General features: G+C 70.3%; 2 protein-coding genes. Both read right to left on the bottom strand.

Annotated elements, in window-relative coordinates; translation table 11 throughout:
* Nucleotides 1-416: 3-isopropylmalate dehydratase small subunit (gene leuD / locus IF09_RS0139495; protein WP_030304390.1), on the bottom strand; the 416-nt coding region annotated here is incomplete at its 3' end.
* Nucleotides 417-421: 5 nt separating this feature from the next.
* The coding region (leuC, locus tag IF09_RS0139490; RefSeq protein ID WP_030304388.1) for a 3-isopropylmalate dehydratase large subunit at nucleotides 422-1647 on the bottom strand (1226 nt) is incomplete at its 5' end.

The following is a 1647-nucleotide window of genomic DNA, read 5'->3' as shown; positions in this document are numbered from 1 at the left end:
AGGTCGACGGTGATTTCGGCGGTCGGGTCGGTGTCGGTCAGTTCCCACAGCCGGTCGACGGTCTCCTGGGGGAGGACCACGGTCAGCAGGCCGTTCTTCAGCGAGTTGCCGCGGAAGATGTCGGCGAAGCGGGAGGAGATGACGGTCTTGAACCCGAAGTTCTGCAGGGCCCAGACGGCGTGCTCGCGGGAGGAGCCGGTGCCGAAGTCGGGGCCGGCGACCAGGACGGTGGCGCCCTGGCGCTCGGGGCGGTTGGTGACGAACTCGGGGTCCTTGCGCCAGGCCTCGAAGAGTCCGTCCTCGAACCCGTCGCGGGTGATCTTCTTCAGCCAGTGGGCCGGGATGATCTGGTCGGTGTCGACGTTGCTGCGGCGCAGCGGGACGGCCCGGCCGGTGTGGGTGGTGAAGGCTTCCATGGTTCTCAGACTCCGGCGGTCGCGTGGGCGTCGGTCAGGTCGGCGGGCGAGGCCAGGTGGCCCAGTACCGCGGTGGCGGCGGCCACCTGCGGGGAGACCAGGTGGGTGCGTCCGCCCTTGCCCTGGCGGCCTTCGAAGTTGCGGTTGGAGGTGGATGCGGAGCGCTCACCGGGGGCCAGTTGGTCGGGGTTCATGCCCAGGCACATCGAGCAGCCCGCGTGGCGCCATTCGGCGCCGGCTTCCTTGAAGACCTTGTCCAGGCCCTCTTCCACGGCCTGCAGGGCGACCCGGACGGAGCCCGGGACGACCAGCATCCGTACGCCGTCGGCGACTTTGCGGCCCTGGATGATGCCGGCGACGGCGCGCAGGTCCTCGATGCGGCCGTTGGTGCACGAACCTACGAAGACGGTGTCGACCTTGATGTCGCGCAGCGGCTGTCCGGCGGTCAACCCCATGTACTCCAGGGCCTTTTCGGCGGCGTGGCGCTCCGATGCGTCCTCGTAGGAAGCCGGGTCGGGGACGTGGGCCGACAGGGGGGCGCCCTGGCCGGGGTTGGTGCCCCAGGTGACGAACGGGGCCAGCGTGGCGCCGTCGATGACGACCTCGGCGTCGAAGACGGCGTCCTCGTCGGTGCGCAGGGTCTTCCAGTACGCCAGGGCCGCGTCCCAGTCCGCGCCCTGGGGCGCGTGGTCGCGGCCCTTGAGGTAGTCGAAGGTGGTCTGGTCGGGGGCGATCATGCCCGCGCGGGCGCCGGCCTCGATCGACATGTTGCAGATGGTCATGCGGGCTTCCATCGACAGTTTCTCGATGGCTTCGCCGCGGTACTCGAGGATGTAGCCCTGGCCGCCGCCGGTGCCGATCCTGGCGATGATCGCCAGGATCAGGTCCTTGGCGGTGACGCCCTCGGCCAGCGCGCCGGTGACGGTGATCGCCATCGTCTTGGGGCGGGCCAGCGGCAGCGTCTGGGTGGCCAGCACGTGCTCGACCTGGCTGGTGCCGATGCCGAAGGCCAGCGCGCCGAAGGCGCCGTGCGTGGAGGTGTGGGAATCGCCGCAGACCACGGTGGTGCCCGGCTGGGTCAGACCCAGCTGCGGTCCCACGACGTGGACGACGCCCTGCTCGACGTCGCCCAGGGAATGCAGACGCACACCGAACTCCGCACAGTTCGCCCGCAGCGTCTCGAGCTGGGCCCGGGAGACCGGGTCCGCGATCGGCTTGTCGATGTCGAGGG

It is taken from the genome of Streptomyces katrae (assembly GCF_000717655.1).
GTDB classification, from domain to species: domain Bacteria; phylum Actinomycetota; class Actinomycetes; order Streptomycetales; family Streptomycetaceae; genus Streptomyces; species Streptomyces katrae_B.
This window is presented reverse-complemented; position numbering and strand designations above follow the sequence as displayed.